Origin of the sequence: Haloferula sp. (genome assembly GCF_049672945.1) — a bacterium.
In the GTDB taxonomy this organism is placed as follows: domain Bacteria; phylum Verrucomicrobiota; class Verrucomicrobiia; order Verrucomicrobiales; family Akkermansiaceae; genus Haloferula.
In genome coordinates, this window is record NZ_JBATWY010000120.1 from 1 (window position 1) to 3,267 (window position 3,267).

A 3,267-nucleotide genomic window follows, 5' to 3' on the forward strand; every position below is an offset into this window, starting at 1 on the left:
GGAAAACGCGAACAAGCCGAATCAGGCGACCCCTTATAAGCGGCCTTGTTGCGTTCCGGTTTTGGTGCTTCCATCCATCAACGAGAATCGGTGCCGCCGCCATGAGGGTCGGGATCGCCTGTTCTCAGACGTTCGCCCAGAAAATTGCGCCACTCACTATGACCATTGCAGTCGAGACAGTTCCCGTGATGCCGACGCGACCGTGTAGCTTTTGTCTTTGCTTACAGGGTGGCAGTGTGTTTGCCGACTTCGACACAGATGATTCCGAGATTATCTCGCTCCGCAGGATTTCTTTTGATGGCTTCGGGTGCTGTAGCGTTGAGGGGAAGACCACGAAGATGAGTCCAGATGATTCGAGACTATTGCTTTCTGCTATTGCTGGCGGACAGCTTGAGACCCTACCAGTAGATGATGCATTACGGAGATACTTTCGAGCGAACTCTGCTGTGATTTGGGATGACGCTCTCGCTGAGCATGAGTTACTCTGACTACACAATGACTGAACCACACGAACCAACAAGGGCGAACAAGGCGCGGCTGGACAACCGCTGGGGCTGCTGTGTCGGCCATGCTTTCCGTGGCTTTAACCCTTCATCCCGTTTCAACGCTCACCCTCGCCCCAGCGGTGCCAGCGCTTGATCGTTAGCGCAAGAATATGAAGATCATCGCCGGACTCCTGCTCATCGGTTCTATCTCGGCACTCGCTGACGACCCGTCGCTGAAGCCTCAGCTAGACCCGGCAGGGAAGACGAAGTATGCCGAGCGTTACCGGATCATCGTCGATCTCGATGGCGACGGAGTGGATGATATGTTGTTGTCGGGCAGCCCAGACGAATTCGGAACGATGGGTGGGCCTTGGGCCGTTCACCTCAATCGAGACGGAGACTACAAGCGGATCGGCGAAGTTTGGGCGCATCCCCTAGCGATTGCCTTCGAGCCTGACCAAGCCAGAATCCACACCGATCCCAAGATCCATCGATTCACGAGGGTTTGGGTCTACCTCAAGGCCAGCGGTAGCGCAGGCTCTTTCGGATATTTCCGTGTAGGGAGGGATTCCGTGGATGAGATGGCTTCGATCGAGATTTACCCCGGTGATGGCGGCACCGACATCGGAAGGGGCCTCTATGAAGCAGCATTCAAGAAGTCCCCTATTCCGTTCAAGATTCAGGGGAGCACTACCACTGACGGCGGAACCGTCACATGGAACGAATCCAAGCGCTAACAAGGCGTCGCTGGTTCTTAATCAAGGGAAAAATGCGTAGGTCCTCCGGCCCCGCCGGAAATCCTTGGTTTTTCCCTGCGGGGTTGGCTTTCGAGTCACCTTGGGTGGAGTCGACTGCGACAGCGCTGGGGGCTGGTCCGCTACGGGGGATGCCGTAGTTCTCCCTCCGGCTGCGTCGCGGCGGCTGGTCGGCGGGCGGCGGATGACGATCCGTCGGGTGTTGTTTTACGACCTCGGCCGGGTCTGGCGAAGTTTGCGGCAGGGTCGTCTCTCACTCCCAAGCAGGTTCCTGGAACTGGCACGTGCAGCCGGAGGGCGCGCGCCCCGGCGCAAACAACACAGCCCCCCTATCAGGAAACAGGGGGTGGGTTGTTTGCAGAGGGGATGGGTGCCCGGAGGCGGTCCGGGGGCTCGACCCGATGGCTCGGGGAGCAGTTGGCCGGTCGCCTTGTCGCTGGTGTCGTTCAATGTCATCGTGGAGGATGCCAAGAGATTGGTTTCAAAAAGCGTGGCGCGGGGATCATTCACACAATCGGATGCCTTGCGGCCTTCAGACGACTTGCCGGATCTCTCCGCGCCTTCCTCGTGGCGCCCGCGGCTCGCGGACGGGCCGGAGGGGAAGTTCATCCCTTCCGCCTTCGCGCGCGGGGCCTGCGCCGTCGTCGCCGCTTCCCTACGGATGGCGGCTCGGGTTTATGGAGGAAAGTCTCGGGGTCGAAGCGGGTGTTCTTTCGCCACATGCTCCAGAGGGTTTTGAGGATCTTGCGCTGGGTGTTGAGGCGGCCGTGGCGGGCGGTGCCGGTGCGGGCTTTGCTTTCGAGGTAGAAGGTGCGCACGGAGTCCTCGGACTGTCCGGGGCGGATGGCGGTACGCCAGGCATGGTAGGAGATGGTTTTGAGCTCGCGTCTGCCGGTGCGGTCGATGCGCTCGTAGCCGAGGGGCTTGCCGTCGCTGGACTTGCTGGTGATGCCCAGGGCGCAGAAGCGGTAAAGCTGGCTGGCCTTGGTAAAGCGGTGGGGATTTTCGATGATGGCGCTGAAGAGGTGGGCGCCGACTTCGCCGATGCCGGGGACTTCCATGAAGCGTTCAATTTCGGGATAGGCGCGGCCGAGGCGGACGACTTCGGCGAGTTGCTCGGACCAGGCGGCGTGGGCGGTGTCGAAGAGCTTGTAGAGCAGCAGCAGGCCGTGGCGGCGGTCGGCTGGCATGAGTTCGATCCAGCGCTCGCGCTTCTCCCGGTGGAAGAGCTCGCGGCCGTCGAGGCTGAGGATGCCCGCTCCGCGGTAGCGGGTCTTGATGTGGGCCTTGAGCTCGCGTTGCTCGTCGCGGAACTTGATGAGCTCGTAGGCAGCGCAGCGGAAGGCCAGGCGGCCGTCGTCCTCACCGGTCCAGACCTCGTGGAGGGCGTTGAGGCGGAGCAGTTCGCAGAGCATCCGGACGTCCACTTCGTCGGATTTCTTCGAGGACTGGCTGACGAGGCGGTTGTAGCGCGGGTCGCAGATGACGAGCCTGGCGAGGTGCGGGCGGAGGATGTCGGCGGCCCAGCGGCTGAGCGGAGCGGCCTCGATGGTGAGGGTGACCTCGCGGGCGGGGATGGCGCGGGTGAACTCGATGAGATTTTCCTCGTTGGTGATGAAGCGCTGCTGTCCGAGCATCTCTCCGCGGCTGGACATCCAGCCGATGACGGAGTGGCGCGAATGCAGATCAATGGCGGCGTAATTCTTTCGTCTCATGGTCTTGTGGTTTGGGGTTCAACCTGACACTATACCCTCAACAACCCGAATTAACGACGGCTCACCCAACCGCCTGACCCGCTCCAAGTCGAATTTTACAGATGATTACAACCCTCAATCTCGAGTCAACGCGCGACTGCCATCAGGCGGTTGGTGTGCTATGACGTTGGGCTGAAAATTGAGCAGGGCTATGGATCATTCACCGATTTCGCTTCTCCTCGGGGTAGAACCCAAATTCTCGACGGACGCGGGCGGGACGCAACACATTCGCTACTCATACAAGGGATCGATTCTCATGTATGAGATCCTGAT

2 protein-coding genes are annotated in these 3,267 nt (G+C 60.3%); one reads left to right on the forward strand and one right to left on the reverse strand.

What is annotated here, in order from left to right; translation table 11 throughout:
- The first annotated feature begins 655 nt into the window (after positions 1-655).
- Positions 656-1,222 (forward strand): hypothetical protein, encoded by a 567-nt coding sequence (locus tag WBG04_RS10555; RefSeq protein WP_424314394.1) that lies wholly within the window; start codon positions 656-658, stop codon positions 1,220-1,222.
- Between the two features lie 623 nt (positions 1,223-1,845).
- Here WBG04_RS10555 and WBG04_RS10560 read toward each other — a convergent pair.
- Complete coding sequence (locus WBG04_RS10560; RefSeq protein ID WP_424314395.1) at positions 1,846-2,955, reverse strand: transposase; 1,110 nt, start codon at positions 2,953-2,955, stop codon at positions 1,846-1,848.
- Positions 2,956-3,267: the final 312 nt, after the last annotated feature.